Genomic DNA, 21,481 nt, shown 5'->3' with positions numbered 1-21,481 from the left:
AGGGTTAGAGGGATTATGAATTCAAATGATAATAAACGGAATAATAATGATTCTGATTTATCAAGAAAGAAATTTTTAAATAGAGTAGCTATGGCTACAGCGTTAGTTGGTGTTACGGGAATAGCAGCTCAGCATATAGGAACTGTAAAAAAGGCATCTGCTATGATGAAAGCTCCGGTTAAGTTTAATCCAGTTAAAGTTAATACGTTTACAGGTAGTAATGGATTTAAACGCCCTGTAAATGGAGGGACAAGTATATTTAAACCAACAACAAGTTTAGGGAATACTTCATATAAGCCGAGTACAGGTGTAAGTTCAGTTAAGCCTGGAGGTACAGGTATAAGTTCTACAGTTAAGCCAGGAGGTACAACTTCAACAAATAAACCAACTTCAGGAACTTCAAGTACAACTGGTACAGGTATAAAACCAGGAAATACAGGTGGTTTGATCAATAAATTTGAAGGATTAACATCTGGAACATCTAGTGGAGGAGGTATAAAAGCTCCAACTAAACCAAATGCAGGAAGCAGTATAACAGCACCAACTAAGCCAAATACAGGAAGCAGTGTAACAGCACCAAGTAAGCCAAATGCAGGAAATACTGTAACAGCACCAAGTAAGCCGAATACAAGTACTTCAGGTACAAATGGCACAGGTATACCATCAGGGAATACATCTAATTTGGTTAACAAGTATGAAAATGGTGGAACTGGTTCAGTAAACAAACCATCAACTGGAGGAAATTCACAAAATAAGGTAGATGCTCCTGTAAAACCAGGGAATACTGCGAATTTAACTAGTAAATTTGAAAATAATGGAACTGGTGCAGTAAATAAGCCATCAGCTGGGGCAAGTAGTGGATCATCTCAATTAAAGCCAAATAGTAGTAATACAACTGGAAGCTCACAAAATAAACCAGATGTTCCAGTGAAGCCAGGGAATACATCTAATTTGACTAGTAAATTTGAAAACAGTACAGCTAGTGGATCAAATAAGCCATTAACAGGAGGAAGTGCTGGATCTGGATCATCTCAATTAAAGCCAAACACAGGAACTTCACAAAATAAACCTAGTCTAAGCACAAATCAAAGTGGATCAAGTGGTTCTTCCCAAAAACAACCTGTTATAACTCAAACAAATTCAGGTGGTAAACCATCAAATGGTACAACGACTGGAAATAAAGGACAGGGAAGTACTACATCAGGATCACAAAATGGAAGTGTTAAACCTAGTACTTCTGGAGTTAAATCATCTTCCTTAAAAACTCAAGGCAATGAATCTGTAAATACAAATAGAATTGGTAATACAGGCAATATTCAACAAAGTGGTTCAAGCGGAGGTAGGTTTAATAAAGTTATGACAGCGGTTGGTCTTTTAAGTACAGTTGCGTTTCTAGGTACATCTATAGCAGGTATAATTCAAGGACAACAATCAATGGAAATGCAGGTTAAACTTCAACAAGATGCAATAAAGGCACAAGAGGAGCTTGCGAAAAAGCAGCAAACTCAGGAATATGAAAAATTAGCAGCTCAGCTAGGTGGTAAATATGATCCAGAAAATGGAGTTATAATACTCCCAGATGGAAGTAAATTGAACGTTTTCACAGGAATAGTTATTCACCCAGATGGAAGCTGGACTGACCAAAATGGTGTTCTGCATTTGCCAGATGGAAGTGGAGCTATTAAACCAGATGGATCTATTGATATTAATGGCGTAGGTAGTATAGATAAAGATGGTAATTTAGTTTTAGAAGATGGATCAGGATACTTTGATAAAGATGGTAACTTTGTGCCATCAGGAAGTATAGCTCAGGTAGTTGGAGTTGCTACAGCTAGTGGATATGGTGGTATGTATACCGATACTAAGTTTGGTGGTAAGAGTGTAATATCACAGAGTGAAAACTATGGATATAAGGCATATAGTAAAGAAGAATATAATAGAGCGAAAGAGAAAGCAGAAACTCATAAAAGTGTTGCAGATGGAATATTTACTGCAAGAGAATATGATGCTGTAGTTAACTTGATTTTATCTTCAAAAATTAATAAATCTATGGTTGAAAAGATGGGACAAGATGGAACATTTACAAGTGAACAAATAGAAGTTATAAATCAGTTGTTAGATACATTTAATTCAAGTGGTAAAATTTAATATTTAAGGATTTGTATATTCAAGGAGGATGAAAAAATGGGAACTACTAATGTAAATAAGAATAATGAACAAAGTAAGAGAAAAGGAATTTTAAAGAAAGCTGCGCTACTTGCAACTGTTGCTAGTATAACTAGTGCAGCTGCTATAGGTAACCAAAAACCAAAAGAGTCTGAGGCCTTAATAGGAGTATTATTTGGTGTTATTTCTACGGTTGTAGGTACTGTAGCTGGTATTGGGCAAGGTGTTGCAGATACTGTGGCTCAAAGAAATGCGAGAAAACAAGCAGAGGAAGAGGCAAGGAGACAAGCAGAAGAGGAAAAAAGACGAGCAGAAGAAGAAAGAATGAGACAATTACTTGAGACATCTTCTGAACACAATGTGAGGTTGTCAGCTCAAGAAGAAGAAGACGAATCTAAAGTAATAAATATATCTATTGCTGATAATACTTCTCTTCAAGAAGCTCAGTCTGCCCAATCTATGAGATCTAAAGGGAATTTACACAAGCCTAGTTCTCCACCTAAAGGAATACATGTTGGAGGATTTGGAGCTGCAGAAGAAGATGATACACAAATTGAAAATATAGTAACTGAAAGCGAAGATTTAGATGAATCATTATATGATGAAATTGAAGATACAGTAGATATAGTAGATAATGAGCTTGTAAATGAAATAGTTAATGATGTTGTAGATGAAAATACTAATGTTAAGGAAGAAATAAATACTGTTGTAGATGAAAATACTAATGTTAAGGAAGAAATAAATACTGTTGTAGAGGAATCAAAACAAGAGGAAACACAAACACAAAATAAAGAAGAATCAGTTGTGGTAAATGTATCGACTAATAAAAATAATCAAAATACTAAGGTATTGAATAAGAATACTTCAAAATCTCAAGTTATAAATTTAGGTTCTGAGGATACGTCAAATGTTATAAGGCTTGAAATAAATGAAAAAGACGAAGATGATGATATTTTATATGAAGAAATAATAGTTAAGTCAGGAACAAATACCAAAGAAGAAGTTGTTGTAGGTGTTAGCGATGATATGCTTATGTCAACAGAGGATGCAGAAAAACATTATTTAGTTACTGAAGGATATTTAAGTGCTGATGATTTAATACTTCTTGATTTTGGTATAAGAAGTGGTGCTATTACAGAAGATGTATTAGATGCTATGCATGAAAATGGAGATATAAGTGATGAATATTATGGTGCGGGGCTAAGTCTTATAGAAGATATGAATAATTTAGAGATGGATAATTAAAAGGTAGAGCAATTTTGCTCTACCTTTTAATTTTATTATAAAGAAAATAGATTGAACAAAAAGTTCAATCTATTCTTGATTTTCTAGAAGATCTAGATAATCTCCAAGAGTCATAGTTGTTACTTCTCCTTCGTATATGAAAAATTCATCTGTTTCTTCATCATATATTAAGAATTCATCTGTTTCTTCATCATAAAATAATTCATTACCTTCATTATCAAAATACATTTCAGTGCTTAAATAATCTTCAAGTGTCATTTCTGTAACTTCTCCAGTATATTCTATAAACTCTTCTGATTCAGGATTTTCAGGATTGATCTCATAGTATTTATTACTTTCTTCGTCATAAATAAGTTGTTGACCATATTCACCTAAGTATACCATCTCTTGTGCATTTGTATTATCAGTTACATCTTCTGATGAATTTCCTGAGCCTGTATTAGTATTAGTATTATTATTATTTGAGTTTGTGTTATTGTTTGATACGTTCTTATCACTTGAGTTTGATGATTGATTACTATCTTGAATTATTTCTCCATCCGGTTTAGTAGTTTCATCCGTATTAGTTTCAGAGTTTGTGTTATCAGTTTCTTCGTTTGTATTTTCTGATGGAATTTCTTCATCTGTGTTTGTGTTATTGTTTTTGCTATTTTCTATATCTTCAGCAATCTTATTTAGAGTGGATATTAAATCTGGAAGTTGAATTTGAAATTCTTGAATAGATTTAAGAAGTGAAGATAACTTTGTTTCTAAATTTTCAAGAAGAATGTTTAAAGTTATATGATTTTTATAGTCACTTTGTAAGACGTTTGAGTATTCTTCACATAAAATTTTAAATGTATCATTGAATACTGACATAGTTGGCATTAATGAGAAAATAGTTGAAGGGAGTTCTTCTTCTATGTCATTTTTTAAATCTCCAAGCAATGTTGAAATTTCACCTAATAGCATATTGCAGTTATTTTGATCTGAATAAATAGAAATTGGAATAGGAGATGTATTTGTTACTTTTATTGTTGAAATTTCTTTGTTATTTACATCCAAATAGTTATTTAAGTTATTATCTATTGGAGTAATTTGCCTGAGTGGATTAAACTCTGGAAATGTTTGGTTAAACTCGTCTATAAAATCTAATGAATGTGATGCTGATAAAGCAAGCTTTTCTATATCATCTATAGTTAGATTTTTATTAGAATTTAGAAGTTCTATTATAGTATAGCCATCTGAAGAATCAGAACTTTCGTTTGAGCTATTGGTAGATGAAGAATTAGTATTTGAAGATGAGTTTGAATCCGATGAAGTAGAATTTGAAGATGAATTACTATTTGAGGATGAATTATTATTATTTGTTTCATTTGTATTGTCTGTTGTTTCCTGTGATGAATTATTTATAACAACTGGCCTAGATGTTCGAGTAGCTTTTGCAATATTTATGTTTGCATTACTAATTGCAAAATTGCATATAAAAGATGTCATTATTATTTTGCATAATAATCTTAAATTTTTTTTCATAGCTACCTCCAAAAACATATAAGATTTTTAATTTCAAAATTTAAATACACACATTAATTATCGAAAAAAATAGTTAAATTTTAATATTTGACTAAGAATTATAATGATTTTTAACGATAAATTTTTAAATATTGTCTAGAAATATCATGGTGCATATTTATATGTAGTTAGAACTATTTTTTTAAAAAACACATATAATTTTAGAAAGATTAGCTATAGTTAAAATTTAATTTATGAGGAGCACTAATATATGAAGAGTATTTGTGAATTTAATGTAGGAGATCTCATAGAAATAAAACACATTGATCTTTTAAAATATCAAAAAGAGAGAATACTTTCTATGGGTTTTACAAAAGGAACTGTAATAGAGGTAATAAGGTTTGGATTTAAAAAAGAACTTATATTATTTGGTGTTAGAGGTATAATGATTGCTCTTAGATCTGAGGAATCGAAATTTATTTATGGAATAAAAGTTTAGGGGGGTTTATGGGACTTACTAATATATCTTCGAAAAGAGAATTTATGAAAGATATTTTCAATGCAGAGGATAAATTAAAAAAGATTGTATGTCTAGTTGGAAATCCTAATACAGGTAAAAGTAGTATATTTAACTCTTTAACAGGTATGCATCAACATACGGGAAATTGGTCTGGAAAAACTGTTGTAAACGCATATGGAGAATATAATCATAATGGAAATGAGTATGGGATTATAGATCTTCCAGGCATATATTCGATACTTTCATATTCTCAAGAGGAAGAAGTTGCTCGTGAATTTATATGTTTTGGGAAATATGATGTTTTAGTTTTAGTTTGTGATATGACTTCTCTTGAGAGAAATTTAAATATATTTTTTCAAATGCTTGAAATTAATAATAGGATAATTATATGTTTAAATCTTTGTGATGAAGCGAAGAAGAAGAATATACATGTAGACTTATATAAAATGGAAAAAATACTTGGAGTTCCAATTGTAGTAACATCCACAAAAGAAAATATAGGACTTGATAAACTGAGAGATAAAATAGATGAGGTAATATCTGGAAAATATACATTTAAAGTTTCAAATATAAAATATGATGATGAAATTGAAAATATGGTTCATGAAGTTTTAAAAAATATGGACAACTCTATAGATTTTATAAATAGAAGATGGATTGCTTTAAGACTTATAGATAGCGATTCCAGCTTTTTTGATTTTATGTATAAATATTTGAGTGAAAATGAAACTTCATATATAAAAAATTTCAAGAATAGTTTTGATACATTTAAATTAGAAGAAAATAGAGAAAAGATGATTGAGAGGGTATATAAAACGTGTAAAGATGTAAGTGAAAAGTGTGTAAAAGAATCTAGAGATAAGCATGTACGGGATAGAAAAATTGATGATATAGTTACTTCAAAGAAATATGGCATACCTATAATGCTTCTTCTTTTAGGATTAGTACTCTTTATAACAATTAGTTTATCAAATATTCCTTCTTCTTTATTGTCTAATATGTTTAATTTTTTAGAAAGTAAATTATCTACATTTATTATAAATTTAGGAGTTTCAACATGGATACATGACATGGTTGTTTATGGTCTTTTCAGGGTAACTGGGTGGGTTATATCTGTTATGCTTCCTCCTATGGCAATTTTCTTTCCTATGTTTACTTTTTTAGAAGATTTAGGATATTTACCGAGAGTTGCATTTAACATGGATTATTTGTTTAAAAAATCAGGGTGTCATGGGAAACAATGTTTAACCATGTGTATGGGATTTGGGTGTAATTGTGCAGGCATAATTGGAACTAGAATAATAGAGTCTAAGAGAGAGAGATTAATAGCTATAATTACAAATAATTTTGTGCCATGTAACGGAAGGTTTCCTACGATGATAGTGTTGTCTACAATATTTTTTTCATATACGGGTAATATATTTTTTAATTCTATAATTACTGCATTAATTGTAACTATTATTATTCTTATAGGAATTAGTGTTACTTTTTTGGTATCCTATATTCTTTCTAAAACGTTATTAAAAGGGGAAACATCATCATTTACATTAGAACTTCCGCCGTATAGAAAACCAAAAATAAGAACAATATTATATACATCATTAATTGATAGAACTGTTTTTGTGTTAGGTAGAGCTATAATGATTGCAGCACCTTTTGGGATTATAATATGGATACTTGCGAATGTTTTTATAAATGATATAAGTATAATAAATCATATAATAAATTTTTTGAATCCATTAGGAAAGTTAATAGGGCTTGATGGAGCTATATTATCTGCATTTTTCTTAGGGATACCTGCAAATGAAATTGTTATGCCAATACTACTTATGAATTATTTATCTACTGGGGCTTTGATAGACTTTGAAACATCAAATTCTCTTTCTATGGTTTTAAGAGATAATGGATGGACTATAATAACAGCAATAAATATGATGTTATTTTCTCTTTTACATTTTCCTTGTTCTACTGCTTTATGGACTATAAAAAAGGAAACTAAAAGTAATAAGTGGACATTTTTAGCTTTCTTAATTCCAACATGTATAGCGTTTGGAGTATGTTTTTTAGTAAATGTATTTTTGAATATTATTTTTAAAGTGCTGTAAAATTTACAGCACTTTTATATTTATATAATATTATCCTTTATTTTTAAGATAATTAAGGGGTTATTTTAAAATTGTTTGGTAATAATAAGAGAGAAAGGAGTATGCTATGGGAAAATTAAAAGAAATACTTGAAAAAGTTAAAAATTTTATACAAAAGTTTTCTCCGAGAACGAAGAAGATAATTATTAGTGCATTTATAATTTTAGTTTTGTTCCTTTCTTTTTTCTTAGTGTACTCTAATGTTACTAAGTATGGACTTTTGTATTCTGATTTGGATCCTTCTGATAGCAAGTATATACATGAACAATTAGTAGATATGGGATTAGAGGTTAAGATAAGAGGTAAGTCTATTTATGTTTTAAGAAATAAAGTAGATGAACTTAGACTCACTTTTTCTCCGGAGTTAAAAGGAGGAAGTAAAGGATTTGAACTTTTAGATAAAAGTAGTGGATTTGGATATACAGATGAAGAATTTTTGATACAAAAACAGAGGATTGTACAAGGTGAGCTTGAGAGAACTATAAGGAGTTTTTCTCAAGTAAAAGATGCTAGAGTTCATATTTCACCATCTAGGACGAGTGTATTTATGACTGATAAAGATCCAGCTAAGGCATCTGTTTATTTAAAATTAAATCCTTTAGAATCTCTTTCAAGAGATCAAGTTAAATCTATAATTCATTTGGTATCTGCAGCTTGGAATAATTTGTCTTTCGAAAATGTTGAAGTAGTAGATTCTCGAATGAATTTATTATCTCTTGGAATATATGATGGAAGCGATGATTTTAATTTTGCGGGTAGTTTAGATAATCAAATGAATTTAGAGAGGAAATTTGAGCATGAACTTGAGAGTAGGATCTTATCTATAATTGAGCCAGTGCTTGGATATGATAAAGTTAGAGTTCGTGTTAATGCAGAATTAGATTTTGATTCAAAAAAGAAAACTGAAATAATTGTAGATGATAATAAGGTACCTGTAAGTGAGCATCTTATAAAAGAAGAGAATGGTACTTCTTTAAATGGTGGGGGAGGTCCTATCGATAATAATATGTCAAATGTTCAAGAAGGTAATTCTTCCGATAAATCAAGTAGGGAAGAAAGTACAACAAATTATGAATTATCTAAACAAGAATCTACTATTATATATGCTCCAGGAGAAATAAAAAGGATTACAGCATCTTTTGTATATGATGGAAATATAACTCAGGAAATGAGAGAAAATATAGAGAGTTTAATTAATGGAGTTATTGGTTTCAATGCTGAAAGAGGAGATTCGATATCTGTAGTTGGAATGGAATTTAATGGTCTTAAACAAGAAGCTGTTCAAGCAAAGAGAAGAGGTATTATTCCTATAATAGTTTCAGTTGTGGTATTAATAGTTATATTGTTTTTAGTAAGGATGTTTAAGAAAAATAAAGAGTTATCATCTTTATCTAAAAATGATAATTTGCCACAGTCTATTTCAGAAGCTAAAGATATGATACAACAAAGTGTTGATGAAAATATTAAGAAAAATGGAATAGAAGATACAAATCCGGAAAATAAAATGCTTGAGGATGCTATTAAAAATTATGCGATAACTAAACCGAGTCAAGTAGTTGAGATTATAAAATCTTGGATGATGGAAGATACGAGATAATGGAGGGATATGTATGATAAGTGCTATTAATGTATTTAATAATTTTAATAAAGAAGTTTTAAATGTAGGTAATAATAAGCAAAACGTATTTTCAGAAATGTTAAATAACTCTATAAATAGTTTGGATAATTATCAAAAGAGAGCTGATAACAGTATTGTATCTTTTATAAAGGGTGATGAAAATGAAGTTCATAATGTTATGATAGCTATGCAAGAGGCTAGACTTACACTTCAGACAGCGATTGAAATTAGAAATAAAATGGTTGAGGCTTATCAGGAATTATCAAAAATACAGATATAATTGACAATGGATTTGATTTTAAATATAATGTTAATCAAAATTAAATATTTGCTAGGGGTGCTTAAAGCTGAGAGATGATTATATTTTGTATCGTCAACCCTTAAACCTGAACTGGATAATGCCAGCGTAGGAAAGCTTTAAATTAAATATTATGTATTTAAATGGCTATGCTTGGTTTTTGAGCATAGCCATTTTTGTTATGAGAAGGAGGAGCTTTAAATGTATTTTTTGATTTTAATTTTGACAATTGTATTTTTAGGTATTTATTTATTTGAATTAAAAAGGATTAAATTTGATACAAGATTAATTATTGTTATAGGAATTTTCTCTGCTATTGGATATATACTTAATTTGTTTAAATTTATAAGAATGCCTCAGGGTGGATCTATTACATTTTTTTCAATGCTTCCTGTTATGATAATTACATTTGTACATGGTAGAGGTGCTGGACTTACATCTGGACTTTTACTTGGGGTTTTAAAAACACTTGATGGGGTAGTTATGGTTAATCCACTTCAATTTATTTTGGATTATTTATTATCGAATATGTGTTTGGGATTTTCAAATATTTTTGGAAGGAAAAATAAGATTAGAATATTTTTAGGATGTTTATTTAGTGGTATTTTATGTGTTATGTTTAATGTTTTATCAGGTGTTTTATTTTTTAGTGAATTTGCTCCAGAAGGGAGAAATATTTGGATATATTCTTTAGGTTATAATTTTTCAAGTATTGGAGTTGAGGTATTATTGACATCTATATTAATGGCATATATTCCTTTAGTTAGAATGATAAAAAGTTTTAATAAAGAGGCGTAGAATATATTATTCTACGCCTCTTTATTAAAACTATTTTGAACTCGAGTTTTCACATCCAAGTACATTTTCGATTTTAGATAGAACTACTTTCTTAACTCCATCTTTTGCGGCGCCTAAATATTTTCTAGGGTCAAATTCAGAAGGATTATCCGCAAATACTTTTCTTATATTTGCTGTCATAGCAAGTCTTAAATCAGTATCCATATTTATTTTACAAACAGCCATTGATGATGCACGTCTAAGCATATCCACAGGTATACCTACAGCATCTTTTATTTTACCACCATATTTATTACAAGTTTGCACGCTATCTGGATCAACAGCAGATGCACCATGTAATACTATAGGGAAACCAGGTAATTTATTTTGTATTTCTTCGAGAATTTCAAATTTAAGAGATGGTTTGAAATCTTTAGGAAATTTAAATGCTCCATGAGATGTACCTATAGCTATGGCAAGCGAATCACAGTTTGTTTGCTTAACAAATTCTACAGCTTCATCTGGATTTGTGTATATATGAGAATCTGCAACTACATCGTCTTCAACTCCAGCAAGAACTCCAAGTTCAGCTTCTACACATACACCTTTAGAGTGTGCATATTCAACTACTTCTTTAGTAAGTTTTACATTTTCTTCGAAACTATGATGAGAACCATCTATCATAACTGAAGTAAATCCTGCATCTATACATTTTTTACAAGTCTCAAAATCAGGACCATGATCTAAATGAAGTGCAATATCCAAACCACTTTCCTCTGCAGCTGTTTTAACAAGTGATATAAGGTAGTCTATACCAGCGTATTTTATTGCTCCAGTAGAACATTGCAGTATAACAGCTGAATTTTTATTTTTACATGCTTCAACGATACCTTGTATAGATTCAAGATTGTTTATGTTGAAAGCACCTATTGCATAACCACCTTCATAGGCTTTTTTAAACATTTCCTTAGTTGTAACTAATGGCATATAATCACTCCCTAATAAAAATTACTATAACTTTATATATTAAATTATTCACTTTTTTATTATAATATCAAAATATAAAAAATCAAAACTTTATTACTAGGTAAAATATTATGATAACAATATTATGGCAAAATTAAATAATATTATTTAAAAATATTAATATTTTTATAATATATTTTTAATTTTTGGAGTTTGGGAATCTAGGATATGTTCTATGTGGAATTTAAGAGTTTCGATATTTGATATACATATATATTTATCTCTCAACAAAATATTTATATAAATATTTTTAATTGATAATAAGGCTTCATGTAAATTATTTTTATTTGTAAATAATGAGAAGCACTCCAAATTTTTTTTGTGTGTGAGTTCAAATTCATTAAATAATTCTAATGAGGATTCCCAGTCATCATTTTCTATGCATGTTTTTATGTTATCAAGTTTTTTATTTATTTGAGATGTCGATTGTTTAAGATATATGAATGAAGATATTATAATGAGTATAACTAAAGCGTAAGATCCATATACAGCTATATTTTTTAGATTAAGTTTCATAATTATTATTTCCTTTTTAAATCATTATTTTGTTTCTAATTGATATTTGAATGTACCGTTTGAGTCCGTATATGCGTATAGTACATCTTTAATAGATTTTATTTTATTATTTTTAAGTTGTTTCATAAGCCAATCATTGTTTCTATTTATGTATTTAAGTCCATCTTTTACGATTTCTCCATCTATTATTATAGAAGTTGGAAGATATATTTTTTCATTTTCGTTATTTTTAGGTATTATCGTAATTTTCCCACTACGCTCTAGCATGGCAAAACCTATTTTTGATAAATCATAGTTTCCGCTAGATCTCAGATCTTCTAACACATCATTTATTGTTAATTTTTCTTTTCTTAAATTTTCTTTGATAAATTTACCATCTTTAACCAAGATTATAGATTTACCTCCGAATAATTTTCTGAGTTTTATACTTTTAAGTTGAATTTGAGACAATATAAATTCGATAAATAATATTGTTAAAATACAAATAATTCCATATAAAAGGGGAATTGATATATCTTCAAGTGGAAGGGTCGCAAGTTCCGCAATCATTATTGAAACTACAAATTCATAAGGTTCTAGTTGAGCTATATATCTTTTTCCCATCATTTTCATTGTAAAGAACATTACTATGAAAAGTATTATAGTTCTTGATAATACTATAAGCATTTTTAAATTTATCCTCCATATGTTTAATTGTTATTTAGATTAGTATTATCTTAAATAAAATTATTATGTAAATATATGAGTAAATACATATATAATTTTATTTAATTGAGTTATATTACTATAGAGTTTTATATCACATTTACATGTTAGGATTAATATAATACTTTAGATTCAACAGTATTAAAGGATTATTTGAGCTTATGTCTTATAAAAGTGCTATAGATATTTATCATAATGATTTAGCAAATTTGTTAAAAATGCTTGATGTTTATGTTATAAATTATAGAAATTTAGTATCAACTTTGAATGACATCAACCTAAATGTTTTAATATCTAAGAGGAAGAAGAGAAGAGCTATAAAACAAGTTGAGGAATTAGGATGTATAATAGATGTGTTACTTGAGTCCATTTGTAAAGTTCAACAATGTTATTTGAGATATGTAAAAATGAAGTGTGATGTTTTATGTGAGATTATAAATTGGGACTTTATAAAACTTGAAATTGAACAGGAGTTGTTGCTTAATTTAGATACTGATTTTAAACATAAATTTTTGAGTATATATTCCCCTAAAGGTAATTCAAGTATTATTGATTTAAAATAAAAACGATTTATATGGAGTGATTTTATTGGAGAAACTTAATTTAGTTTATTTTAGGAATATTTTGAATAAGAAAATTTATGATGAATTTGGAGATACTTTAGGGAAACTAAAGGATATTTATATTTCAACTGAGAGAGGATATCCTATATCTATTGGATATAAAGTTTTAAGGGATGGAGAGGATTTTTACTACGAGTTTAGACAGATAAAATTTTATAAATATAGGAGAAGTATCATAATTAAAGTATCTGGAGTGTTTAATATAATACCTAAGAGTTATAAATATAGGCTTTCTAAAGAAATATTGAACAAACAAATTATAGATATAAATGGGAAAAAGGTTGTTAAAATAATAGATGTTCATATGGCTAGTATAGGAAATGAACTTAGAGTTGTTGCTATTGAGAGTGGGGTTACAACATTTCTGAGGAAATACAATATAAAATATGTTCCTAAATTTATTAAAAAATTTATAAATAAAATGTTTAAAAATCTTGAGGATACGGTCATAAAATGGGAGGATATGGAGTCGATTCAGTTTATTGAAAATGGATTACTTATATCTGTACCTCAGTCTAAATTATGTAAAATGCATCCTGCTGATATTGTTGAAATTCTAGAGGATTTAGATGATAATAATAGAAAAAAATTATTTGAAAGCTTTAATGATAATTTAGCAAGTGAAATATTAGAAGAGATGGAAGATTTGGATATGAGAATTGACATAATAAAAAATTTGAGCGACTCTAAGGTAATAAGTATACTTAATTATATTCCAAATTACGAGCTTGTCGATATTTTAGAGAAGGTTGATGAGTCATTAAAGGAAAGAATACTTATAAATTTGGAAAAAAGTGATATTGATGATATAAAAAATATAATGTCTTATGATGAAAATAAGGTTGGAAGTATAATGAATACTGAGTTTATAAGTTTTAATATAAATTTAAAACTTGGTGAAATAATTGATATTGTAAAAAGCACTAATGTTAGAGAGCAGTATTTATATAATATTTATATACTCGATGAAAATAATATTTTAAAAGGAGTAGTTGATTTTAGATCCTTAATATTTTTAGATAGAAACATTAATGTGTTTGAAATAATGGATAAAGAATTTATATCTGTATATGATGATGATGATTTAGAATCAGTAATAGGAGTTTTTCTAAAATATAATTTAATTACTATTCCGGTTATACATAGATGTGGTAAATTAATGGGGTCATTATTTATACACGATATATTAACAAAGGAATTTTTGAGGATTTAGATTAATTATAATAAAATGGATAATAAGCTTAGGGAAACACTCGTAGATTATATGAATTTTTTAGGTATTTTGTATGGTTTTACTGAGTGTAGAAAATTTATAGAATTATATGATTATTTAAAATTCAAGAGTGAAAATGGAGATTTAACAGAATTTGAAAATAGAGATATAGATAGTAGAATAAATCCTTTTTTATATTTAGAAAATGGGGAAACAATAATTTCTATTGCTATACCTTATTATAGAGAATATAGTACTTATAACCAAAAATTTTCTAAGTACACGCAGGGAGAGGATTATCATAAAGTGGTTTTATCATATTTAGAAAAAATAGCTTATTTTATAGAAATGAGCGGATATGAATTTAAATTATTTTGTGATACTAATAATTTGCCAGAAAGATATATAGCTTATTTGTGCGGCATTGGACATATTGGTAGAAATAGTTTGATTTATACAAGTGAATATGGATCGTATGTTTTTTTAGGAGAAATCATAACAAACGCTAAATTAAGTGTTAAAAATTCTTATGAATATTATAAAAAAAAGTTTGATGACATATCATTATTTAGAGAATGTGGCATATGCAAAAAATGTTTATATAAGTGTCCAAATAAAATATTATTTGACAAGAATTTTAGATTATGTGTGTCCAATTTAACACAGCAGAAGAAATTGAGCATGTATGAGATGAATAAATTAAATAACATGATTTTTGGGTGTGATATATGTCAAGATGAATGCATTAAAAATAAAAATATAAAGTATTCTTTTATAGATGAATTTGATACCTTAAAATTCATTGAGAATATAAGTGATGAAGATATTGTAAATATGGATAATAGTTTTTTTAAGAATAATTTTAAGAAACTCGCATGTTCTTGGAGAGGGAAAAAAATTTTAAAAAGGAATTCTTTGATTAGAAATATGAATAACAAAGAGTTTTTGCACAGTTTATCTCTTGAGAATAATGAGGAGTTAAATAATTATAAAAACTTATTTTTATATAATAATTTTGAGGAATAGATAATGAAAAAAATATCTCTTATGAAAATTTTGGTAAATATAATATTGTTTTTAGAAAAAATAATACCTGAGAGTATTATGAATAAAATAATAAATTTTGGTATAGATAGGTACATAAATAAGTATGCAAGATTAAGAATTATAGGAGAAGAGAAACTTAGAGTAATAAAGGCACCTGTTATTTTTATTTGTAATCATTTGAGTAATGCAGATGGGCTTATATTGAATAAGGTATTAAAAAATCAAGATGTAACTTTTATAATGGGAGTTAAATTAACACAAGACCCGATGACAAATTTAGGATGTAAAATAGTAAAAAATATACAAATAACTCCTTCTTCTCCTGATAAGAGTGCAATTTCTAATTTGGTAAAACATGTTAGAAATGGAAATAATATTTTGATTTTCCCAGAAGGTACACGAAGTCGTAATGGGAAAATGATAAAAGCGAAAAAAGGTATTTATTTAATAGCAAAACTATGTAAAGTTCCAATTGTCCCTATTGCCATTTATGGAAGTGAGAAATTTATGCCAATAGATAAGGAGGGTAATATGAATAATGAAACTTTTAATAATGCAGATGTATATGTTAGCATTGGGGATAAGATAAATATACCGGAAAAGATTAAAACTGAAACTAAGGAAGAGTTTGAAGAAAGGTTTATAAATACATTAATGAGTAAGATATCAAGCATGCTTCCCAGAGAGTATAGAGGGGTATATGAGGAAGAAGTTTAAGATTATAGTGGATAAATTGATTGAAAGTTACCCTGATGCTAAGTGTGAACTTGAATATGAAAGTCCATTTCAATTACTTATAGCTACAGTTTTATCTGCTCAAACTACAGATAAAAAAGTAAATGAGGTTACAAATAGTTTATTTTCAGAATATCCTAAGCTAGAAGATTTTTTGAACTTAGATGAGGAAAAGCTTAAAGATAAGATAAAATGTATTGGGTTATATAGAACGAAGAGTAAAAATATCATAAATTTATGTAAGATTTTAAAAGAAGAGTTTAATGGCGAGGTTCCAAAAACTAGGGATGAATTAATAACTTTACCTGGTGTAGGTCGTAAAACGGCAAATGTTGTTATATCTAACTGTTTTGGGGTTCAGGCTTTTGCTGTAGATGTACATGTGTTTAGAGTGTCTAATAGGATAGGTATAGCTAATTCAAAAACACCGGAGCAAACAGAGTTAGAACTTATGAAAAATATTGATGAGAGTTTATGGACAATTTGTCACCATACAATTATTTTTCATGGTAGGAGGTGCTGTACATCAAGAAAACCTAATTGTGGAGAATGTAAAATAAAAGAATATTGTAAGTATTACAAACAAAATAATTAAGGAGAGCATGTATGAGTAGAAAAATGAAATTAGGTGTTTTATATGGTGGTATATCATCTGAACGAGAAGTTTCTATAAATACAGGGAAACAAATAATTAATATACTTGATGAAGAGAAATATAATGTTGTGGAAATATTTTTAAATAAAAAAGAGGATATATTCAAATGTAAGGGATTAGATTTTGTATTTATTGCACTTCATGGGAAATTTGGTGAAGATGGACAAGTTCAAAGTATTTTAGATTCTATGGGCATTAAATATAATGGATCTGATTTTTCAACAAGTTCATTATGTATGAATAAATATTTAGTTAAGAAAGTTTTAAGTGATTATGCTGTACAAATGCCAAGGGGAATTATTGTAGATAAGAAGTATGATTTATGTAATATAGATTTAACTTTTCCAATTATTGTGAAGCCGAATTTTGGAGGATCTAGCGTTGGTATCGTTAAATGTGAAACTATGGATGAATTATTAAAAAATGTGAAAGAGTCATTTGGCTATGATGATAAATTATTGATTGAAGAATTCATAGAAGGACAAGAAATAACTTGTGGGATATTAAATGGTGAAGCACTTCCGATATTTAAAATAATTCCTCAAAATCATGAGTTTTTTAACTATATATCTAAATATGATAATACAAGTATTGAAGAACCTATAGAGCTTTCGGAAGATTTAGATAGAATGATTAAAGAAATTTCAAAAAAATGTTATGATGTTTTAAATTGCAGGATTTATTCGAGAATAGATTTTATTTTAAAAGATGGGATTCCATATTTTCTTGAGATAAATACTTTACCAGGTATGACAGAAGGAAGTCTATTTCCCAAAATGGGTAGACTTGCAGGATTAGATTTTAAATCATTAGTAGACAATATAATAGAAAGTTCAATTAATTAATATAAGATATATTTAATACAAATCATTTTATGGTTTGTATTTTTTTTATAGTATTATAATTTAATTTGTGGTATGATTCTAACATATTTGTAAATTAATTTAAAATCTAGGAGTATAAGGATGTATAGAATACTAAGAACATATAAAAATTTACGATTAGAAAAAAGTATATTATCGGTTATATTTAATATTTTCATTATTTTAAGTATTGCTCTTCCTATTAGTTTTATAAATTATAAGATTTCAAGTATTGTAAATGACTGGGAAGGAAAAGTTTATGAAGGAGTAACAATAAATAATGTAGATGTAAGCGGGTTAAGTAGATCAGCTTTAAAGGAATTTTTAATAGAAAAATTTTCTGGTAGCGTGACTAATGGTAGTGTTGAATTTAAATTAAATGATGAAAGTACAAGCATACAAGGTAATGAATTAGGTATAACTTATGATTATGATAAAGCTATAGAGGAAGCGTTTAGTTTCTCAGAGGGGTTAACTTATACTAAAAAAGTAAATCATATATTAAATCCACATAAGACTATAGATATTAAGTTAAGCGAAATATTTGATATTTCTGATGATCAAATCGATAGTTTATATGATAAATTATCAAGTAAGTTTAATGTTAATCCTATTAATTCAGAGGTATATATAGTAGATGGACAACCTATAATTATTCAGGAAAGTTATGACGGTATTGAAATTGACAAAGAAGTACTTATAAGAATGATAAAGGATGTGGATCCATCTTCGGCATTCCGAAATGGTGTAAAATTAAATACAAAAAATGTAGATCCTAAATATACGTCAGATGTTCTTGGTAAGATAAATGGAAAAATCTCATCTTATTCTACTTCATATAAAAGCTCATCTAATGAGAGAGCTACAAATGTTGAACTTTCTGCAAATTTTATAAATGGAACTATACTTCTACCAGGTGAAAGTTTTAGTTTTAATAGTACAGTTGGACAAAGAACTAGAGAAAGAGGATTTAAAGATGCAGCTATAATAGTTGGAAATGTTTATGAATCAGGTTTAGGTGGAGGTATTTGTCAAACCTCTAGTACTCTTCATCAAGCTGTTGTTAGGGCTGGTATACTACCAACTCAAAGAAGAAATCATTCTCTTCCGACATCTTATATGCCTCTTGGTTTTGATGCTGCTGTTGCTTGGGGTAGTCTTGATTATGTGTTTAAAAATACATATGATTTCCCAATTTTAATTGATGTATCAACAGAAGGAAGAAATCTTACTATATCTATATATGGGGATGTAACTGCGGTAGATAAAACCTATTCAACAGTTGCTGAAAATCAGGAAACGATTGCTTATTCAACTAAATATGTTAATGATAATACTTTGGCTAAAGGAACTCAGGTTGTACAAAAAAATGGTGTTAATGGAAGCAAAGTTAAAGTGTATCTTGTTTCAAAGGAAAAAAGTACTGGGAAAACTGTAGAAAAGAAATATGTTTGGAACGATTATTATGCTCCACAAGATAAGATTATAAGAGTTGGAACTAAATAGGTTAAATATCAATTTTAAAAGAGGATTATATTTTTATATATAATCCTTTATTATTTGTTTGGAGGAGATATAGAATGAATTTTAATATAGTATTATTTGAGCCTGAAAAACCTTTAAATACTGGGAATATAGGAAGAACGTGCGTTCTTACAAATTCAAAATTACATTTAATAAAACCATTTAATTTTTCGTTAGACGATAAGAGTGTTAGAAGGGCTGGTCTCGATTATTGGGTAGATGTGGATTTATATTTGTATGAAAACTTTTATGATTTTTATAAAAAATATAAGGAACATAATATTTACATATGCACAACTAAGGGAAGAAAACTTTACACGGATGTATCATTTAAGAGAGAGGATTGTTTTTTGTTTGGTAAGGAATCAAGAGGATTACCCACGGAAATAATGGATATAATAAAAGATGAAAATAAGATAAGGATTCCGATGATAAATACCACAACTAGATCTTTAAATGTAGCAAATACAGCCAACATAGTATTATACGAAGCCTTAAGGCAGGTTGGATTTCCTGGTATGAAGTAAGAGGAGGATATTTTGGATAAAATAAAAATTATTACAGATAGTACATGTGATTTGTCTAAGGATACTATAGAAAAATTAGATATTGAGGTTATTCCTTTAAATGTTAATATAGATTCTAAATCTTATGTAGATGGTGTTGATATAACTTTTGAAGAATTAAATAAGATAATTTTAGAATGTGAAGATTTTCCCACTACATCTCAGCCTAATCCAGATGTGTTTAAAGAGGTATATGAGAAGTATTTAACAAAGGGATATAAAATTATATCTATACACATATCAAGTAAATCAAGTTTTACATGTCAATCAGCACTTATTGCAAAAGATATACTCGAAACTCAAGATATAGCTATTTATGATAGTTTGAATTTAAGCGGTGGACTTGGGATGATTGTTACTGAGGCAGCTGAAATGGTTAAAGATGGATATGAGTTTGAAGAAATTTGTAAAAATATTGAATGTACAATACCTAAAATAAATAGCATTGCTATAGTTAGGGATATAAGTAATTTACTTATGTCAGGAAGAGTTAATAAAATGATAGGTAAAATTTCTAAGATCATTTGTATGAAACCTGTTATTGGAATTATAGATGGGAAAATTGTTTTATTAGGAGGTATAATAAGGAAGAAGAAGATATTAGAGTATTTAATTAAATTTTTAGAGAATGGAAATTTAGACGAAAATAGTAAAATTTATATAATGAACTCTAATTGTAATGAATTGGTAGAACTTTTTAAAAATTATCTTGATAATAAGAAATACAAATATTATATTATAGATATAGGATGTGTGGTTGGTGCCTATAGTGGAGGTAAAAGTATAGGCGTTTTTGTAAAATGTGTATAGGGGTGATTATTTATGAAGTATGATGTTATAATTGTTGGGGCTGGACCTGCAGGGTTATCTGCGGCTATTTATGCTGGTAGAGCAAAATTAAAGACACTTTTGATTGAAAAAGAGTCTTTTGGAGGTCAGGCTTCTACAACGCATGAGGTTGAGAATTATCCAGGTGTATTTAAAATAACAGGACCAGATTTATCTGATAATATGAAACAACAAGCTATAAATTTTGGAGTTGAAATAAAACAAGAGAGTGTTCAAGATTTGATATTAAATTCTGAAGTAAAAGTTGTTAAAACTTATGAAAATGAGTTTAAAGCTAAAGCTATTATATTAGCTATGGGAGCGAAACCAAGACTTGCTGGATTTAAAAATGAAAATAAATTTAGGAGTATGGGAGTATCTTATTGTGCTACTTGTGATGGAGCATTTTTTGAAGGCATGGATATAGCTGTTATAGGAGGGGGAGATTCTGCGATAACTGAAGCTTTATTTCTTACAAGGTTTGCTAAATCAATAAAGATTATTCACAGAAGGGATGAGTTTAGAGCGGCTAAATCTCTACTTGATAAAGCGAAGGAGCATGAGAAAATCGAATTTATAGTAAATAGTGTTGTTGAAGAGGCTCAAGGAAATGGTGTTTTAGAGAAATTGATTATAAGAAACAAAATTACAAACGAACAAAGTGAATTAAATGTAGATGGGTGTTTTGTGTTTGTTGGATTAGATCCTATAAATGATATTATAAAAGATAAGATTGATTTAGATGAATCAGGGTATGTTAAAGCAGGGGAAGATACAAAAACAAACGTACCTGGAGTGTTTGTTGCGGGAGATTTAAGACAAAAACCTTTAAGACAAATTGTTACGGCATCATCTGATGGTGCAGTTGCATCGATCATGGCTGAAAAATATATAGAAAGTGTTTAGTTTATTGATTTAAAT

The 21,481-nt window shown here is 28.3% G+C and carries 21 protein-coding genes and 1 riboswitch; of the genes, 17 read left to right on the top strand and 4 right to left on the bottom strand.

Annotated elements, in window-relative coordinates; all coding sequences use genetic code 11:
* Window positions 1–15: 15 nt before the first annotated feature.
* Window positions 16–2,148 carry a hypothetical protein gene (locus RATSFB_RS06140; protein WP_014095172.1) on the top strand — a complete coding sequence of 711 codons (2,133 nt, stop codon included), beginning with the start codon at window positions 16–18 and terminating at the stop codon, window positions 2,146–2,148.
* Window positions 2,149–2,184: 36 nt separating this feature from the next.
* Window positions 2,185–3,411: a hypothetical protein gene (locus tag RATSFB_RS06135; protein WP_014095171.1), complete on the top strand. Its 1,227-nt coding sequence runs from the start codon at window positions 2,185–2,187 to the stop codon at window positions 3,409–3,411.
* A gap of 69 nt (window positions 3,412–3,480) precedes the next feature.
* Here RATSFB_RS06135 and RATSFB_RS06130 read toward each other — a convergent pair whose 3' ends face one another.
* The gene (locus RATSFB_RS06130) at window positions 3,481–4,923 is read right to left on the bottom strand and encodes a hypothetical protein (protein WP_014095170.1); all 1,443 of its coding nucleotides are present in this window, start codon (window positions 4,921–4,923) and stop codon (window positions 3,481–3,483) included.
* Window positions 4,924–5,173: 250 nt separating this feature from the next.
* On the opposite strand from RATSFB_RS06130, the gene RATSFB_RS06125 reads away from it, so the two are divergent.
* From RATSFB_RS06125 to thiT, 5 genes are all read left to right on the top strand, one after another.
* Window positions 5,174–5,401, top strand: a complete 228-nt coding sequence (locus RATSFB_RS06125) for a FeoA family protein (RefSeq protein WP_014095169.1) — start codon at window positions 5,174–5,176, stop codon at window positions 5,399–5,401.
* A gap of 8 nt (window positions 5,402–5,409) precedes the next feature.
* A complete protein-coding gene (gene feoB, locus RATSFB_RS06120) occupies window positions 5,410–7,527 on the top strand; it encodes a ferrous iron transport protein B (RefSeq protein ID WP_014095168.1) in 2,118 nt (705 codons plus the stop codon).
* 106 nt (window positions 7,528–7,633) lie between these two features.
* Window positions 7,634–9,163, top strand: coding sequence for a flagellar basal-body MS-ring/collar protein FliF (fliF, locus tag RATSFB_RS06115; protein WP_014095167.1), 1,530 nt, complete (start codon window positions 7,634–7,636; stop codon window positions 9,161–9,163).
* A gap of 13 nt (window positions 9,164–9,176) precedes the next feature.
* Entirely contained in the window at window positions 9,177–9,464 is a 288-nt protein-coding gene (fliE, locus tag RATSFB_RS06110) for a flagellar hook-basal body complex protein FliE (RefSeq protein WP_014095166.1), read from the top strand.
* 43 nt (window positions 9,465–9,507) lie between these two features.
* Window positions 9,508–9,614: riboswitch (TPP riboswitch) on the top strand.
* A gap of 69 nt (window positions 9,615–9,683) precedes the next feature.
* Complete coding sequence (thiT, locus tag RATSFB_RS06105; RefSeq protein WP_014095165.1) at window positions 9,684–10,280, top strand: energy-coupled thiamine transporter ThiT; 597 nt, start codon at window positions 9,684–9,686, stop codon at window positions 10,278–10,280.
* 30 nt (window positions 10,281–10,310) lie between these two features.
* Here the strand turns inward: thiT and fba are convergent, their stop codons facing one another.
* From fba to RATSFB_RS06090, 3 genes are all read right to left on the bottom strand, one after another.
* Entirely contained in the window at window positions 10,311–11,246 is a 936-nt protein-coding gene (gene fba, locus RATSFB_RS06100) for a class II fructose-1,6-bisphosphate aldolase (protein WP_014095164.1), read from the bottom strand.
* Window positions 11,247–11,411: 165 nt separating this feature from the next.
* On the bottom strand, window positions 11,412–11,801 hold the full coding sequence (locus RATSFB_RS06095; protein ID WP_014095163.1) for a DUF4363 family protein: 390 nt from the start codon (window positions 11,799–11,801) through the stop codon (window positions 11,412–11,414).
* Window positions 11,802–11,825: 24 nt separating this feature from the next.
* Window positions 11,826–12,467 carry a DUF421 domain-containing protein gene (locus RATSFB_RS06090; RefSeq protein WP_044035590.1) on the bottom strand — a complete coding sequence of 214 codons (642 nt, stop codon included), beginning with the start codon at window positions 12,465–12,467 and terminating at the stop codon, window positions 11,826–11,828.
* A 200-nt stretch (window positions 12,468–12,667) separates the two neighbouring features.
* Between RATSFB_RS06090 and RATSFB_RS06085 the strand changes: the two genes are divergently transcribed.
* The 10 genes from RATSFB_RS06085 to trxB all read left to right on the top strand — a co-directional run bounded on the left by RATSFB_RS06085 (window position 12,668) and on the right by trxB (window position 21,466).
* Window positions 12,668–13,069, top strand: a complete 402-nt coding sequence (locus RATSFB_RS06085; protein ID WP_014095161.1) for a hypothetical protein — start codon at window positions 12,668–12,670, stop codon at window positions 13,067–13,069.
* Window positions 13,070–13,085: 16 nt separating this feature from the next.
* Window positions 13,086–14,342, top strand: a complete 1,257-nt coding sequence (locus RATSFB_RS06080) for a magnesium transporter MgtE N-terminal domain-containing protein (RefSeq protein WP_014095160.1) — start codon at window positions 13,086–13,088, stop codon at window positions 14,340–14,342.
* A 15-nt stretch (window positions 14,343–14,357) separates the two neighbouring features.
* Window positions 14,358–15,368, top strand: a complete 1,011-nt coding sequence (locus tag RATSFB_RS06075; RefSeq protein ID WP_014095159.1) for an epoxyqueuosine reductase — start codon at window positions 14,358–14,360, stop codon at window positions 15,366–15,368.
* 3 nt (window positions 15,369–15,371) lie between these two features.
* A complete protein-coding gene (locus RATSFB_RS06070; RefSeq protein ID WP_014095158.1) occupies window positions 15,372–16,106 on the top strand; it encodes a lysophospholipid acyltransferase family protein in 735 nt (244 codons plus the stop codon).
* Window positions 16,090–16,719 carry an endonuclease III gene (gene nth / locus RATSFB_RS06065; protein WP_014095157.1) on the top strand — a complete coding sequence of 210 codons (630 nt, stop codon included), beginning with the start codon at window positions 16,090–16,092 and terminating at the stop codon, window positions 16,717–16,719. The genes RATSFB_RS06070 and nth overlap by 17 nt, the downstream gene beginning before the upstream one ends.
* A gap of 11 nt (window positions 16,720–16,730) precedes the next feature.
* Complete coding sequence (locus RATSFB_RS06060; RefSeq protein WP_014095156.1) at window positions 16,731–17,624, top strand: D-alanine--D-alanine ligase; 894 nt, start codon at window positions 16,731–16,733, stop codon at window positions 17,622–17,624.
* Between the two features lie 120 nt (window positions 17,625–17,744).
* Window positions 17,745–19,148: a VanW family protein gene (locus tag RATSFB_RS06055; protein ID WP_014095155.1), complete on the top strand. Its 1,404-nt coding sequence runs from the start codon at window positions 17,745–17,747 to the stop codon at window positions 19,146–19,148.
* Between the two features lie 74 nt (window positions 19,149–19,222).
* Entirely contained in the window at window positions 19,223–19,693 is a 471-nt protein-coding gene (locus tag RATSFB_RS06050) for a tRNA (cytidine(34)-2'-O)-methyltransferase (RefSeq protein ID WP_014095154.1), read from the top strand.
* Between the two features lie 12 nt (window positions 19,694–19,705).
* Window positions 19,706–20,542 carry a DegV family protein gene (locus RATSFB_RS06045; protein ID WP_014095153.1) on the top strand — a complete coding sequence of 279 codons (837 nt, stop codon included), beginning with the start codon at window positions 19,706–19,708 and terminating at the stop codon, window positions 20,540–20,542.
* Between the two features lie 12 nt (window positions 20,543–20,554).
* On the top strand, window positions 20,555–21,466 hold the full coding sequence (gene trxB, locus RATSFB_RS06040; RefSeq protein WP_014095152.1) for a thioredoxin-disulfide reductase: 912 nt from the start codon (window positions 20,555–20,557) through the stop codon (window positions 21,464–21,466).
* The last annotated feature ends 15 nt before the right edge of the window (window positions 21,467–21,481 follow it).

Origin of the sequence: Candidatus Arthromitus sp. SFB-rat-Yit (assembly GCF_000283555.1) — a bacterium.
GTDB lineage: Bacteria > Bacillota > Clostridia > Clostridiales > Clostridiaceae > Dwaynesavagella.
This window is presented reverse-complemented; position numbering and strand designations above follow the sequence as displayed.

What these genes read in the sequence shown, in the direction of transcription:
- RATSFB_RS06140 (WP_014095172.1), top strand. Translation starts at nt 16, where the DNA reads ATGAATTCAAATGATAATAAACGGAATAATAATGATTCTGATTTATCA.
- RATSFB_RS06135 (WP_014095171.1), top strand. Translation starts at nt 2,185, where the DNA reads ATGGGAACTACTAATGTAAATAAGAATAATGAACAAAGTAAGAGAAAA.
- RATSFB_RS06130 (WP_014095170.1), bottom strand. Translation starts at nt 4,923, where the DNA reads ATGAAAAAAAATTTAAGATTATTATGCAAAATAATAATGACATCTTTT.
- RATSFB_RS06125 (WP_014095169.1), top strand. Translation starts at nt 5,174, where the DNA reads ATGAAGAGTATTTGTGAATTTAATGTAGGAGATCTCATAGAAATAAAA.
- feoB (WP_014095168.1), top strand. Translation starts at nt 5,410, where the DNA reads ATGGGACTTACTAATATATCTTCGAAAAGAGAATTTATGAAAGATATT.
- fliF (WP_014095167.1), top strand. Translation starts at nt 7,634, where the DNA reads ATGGGAAAATTAAAAGAAATACTTGAAAAAGTTAAAAATTTTATACAA.
- fliE (WP_014095166.1), top strand. Translation starts at nt 9,177, where the DNA reads ATGATAAGTGCTATTAATGTATTTAATAATTTTAATAAAGAAGTTTTA.
- thiT (WP_014095165.1), top strand. Translation starts at nt 9,684, where the DNA reads ATGTATTTTTTGATTTTAATTTTGACAATTGTATTTTTAGGTATTTAT.
- fba (WP_014095164.1), bottom strand. Translation starts at nt 11,246, where the DNA reads ATGCCATTAGTTACAACTAAGGAAATGTTTAAAAAAGCCTATGAAGGT.
- RATSFB_RS06095 (WP_014095163.1), bottom strand. Translation starts at nt 11,801, where the DNA reads ATGAAACTTAATCTAAAAAATATAGCTGTATATGGATCTTACGCTTTA.
- RATSFB_RS06090 (WP_044035590.1), bottom strand. Translation starts at nt 12,467, where the DNA reads ATGCTTATAGTATTATCAAGAACTATAATACTTTTCATAGTAATGTTC.
- RATSFB_RS06085 (WP_014095161.1), top strand. Translation starts at nt 12,668, where the DNA reads ATGTCTTATAAAAGTGCTATAGATATTTATCATAATGATTTAGCAAAT.
- RATSFB_RS06075 (WP_014095159.1), top strand. Translation starts at nt 14,358, where the DNA reads ATGGATAATAAGCTTAGGGAAACACTCGTAGATTATATGAATTTTTTA.
- RATSFB_RS06070 (WP_014095158.1), top strand. Translation starts at nt 15,372, where the DNA reads ATGAAAAAAATATCTCTTATGAAAATTTTGGTAAATATAATATTGTTT.
- nth (WP_014095157.1), top strand. Translation starts at nt 16,090, where the DNA reads ATGAGGAAGAAGTTTAAGATTATAGTGGATAAATTGATTGAAAGTTAC.
- RATSFB_RS06060 (WP_014095156.1), top strand. Translation starts at nt 16,731, where the DNA reads ATGAGTAGAAAAATGAAATTAGGTGTTTTATATGGTGGTATATCATCT.
- RATSFB_RS06055 (WP_014095155.1), top strand. Translation starts at nt 17,745, where the DNA reads ATGTATAGAATACTAAGAACATATAAAAATTTACGATTAGAAAAAAGT.
- RATSFB_RS06050 (WP_014095154.1), top strand. Translation starts at nt 19,223, where the DNA reads ATGAATTTTAATATAGTATTATTTGAGCCTGAAAAACCTTTAAATACT.
- trxB (WP_014095152.1), top strand. Translation starts at nt 20,555, where the DNA reads ATGAAGTATGATGTTATAATTGTTGGGGCTGGACCTGCAGGGTTATCT.